This is a genomic window from Vibrio sp. 378 (genome assembly GCF_033339435.1).
This window is the reverse complement of the sequence record NZ_JAWOUO010000308.1, coordinates 1-855: the sequence shown is the minus strand read 5'-3', so window position 1 is coordinate 855 and position 855 is coordinate 1. Positions and strand designations below refer to the sequence as shown.

The window sequence follows — 855 nt, the reverse complement described above, 5'->3', positions numbered from 1 at the left end:
GATCCAAGCAGCATCAATGAATATTGCGCTCCTTATGATTTAGTTAAAACCATGCGTGCTTCTATCTGGGCGTTAGGCCCACTTGTGGCTCGTTTTGGTCAAGGTCAAGTTTCTCTACCTGGTGGTTGTGCTATCGGCGCACGTCCAGTTGACTTGCACATTACTGGCCTGGAACAACTAGGCGCAACCATCACACTTGAAGATGGTTACGTGAAAGCTGAAGTTGATGGTCGTCTGAAAGGCGCGCACATCGTGATGGACAAAGTGAGCGTTGGCGCGACCATTACCATCATGTGTGCAGCAGCTCTGGCTGAAGGTACCACAACGTTAGATAACGCAGCGCGCGAACCTGAAATCGTCGACACGGCGGATTTCCTAAATAAACTTGGCGCGAAAATCTCTGGCGCGGGTACAGACACCATCACTATCGAAGGTGTTGAGCGCTTAGGTGGCGGCAAGCACAGTGTCGTAGCAGACCGTATTGAAACGGGGACATTCCTAGTAGCTGCAGCGGTATCTGGCGGTAAAGTGGTTTGTCGTAATACCAACGGTCACTTGCTTGAAGCGGTTCTAGCGAAGCTAGAAGAAGCGGGCGCATTGGTGGAGACAGGCGAAGACTGGATCTCTGTTGATATGACAGACCGTGAGTTAAAAGCAGTAAGTATTCGCACTGCGCCTCACCCTGGTTTCCCGACAGACATGCAAGCGCAATTTACTCTGCTGAACATGATGGCGAAAGGCGGCGGCGTGATCACTGAAACTATCTTTGAAAACCGCTTTATGCACGTGCCTGAGCTGATGCGTATGGGGGCGAAAGCGGAGATTGAAGGTAACACGGTTATTTGTGGTGACGTT

1 protein-coding gene is annotated in these 855 nt (G+C 50.9%); it reads left to right on the top strand.

Going from position 1 to position 855, the window contains the following annotated elements; all coding sequences use genetic code 11:
- Window positions 1-855, top strand: an 855-nt coding sequence (gene murA, locus R7Q48_RS25900; RefSeq protein WP_318133042.1) for a UDP-N-acetylglucosamine 1-carboxyvinyltransferase, incomplete at both ends; no start/stop codon positions are given.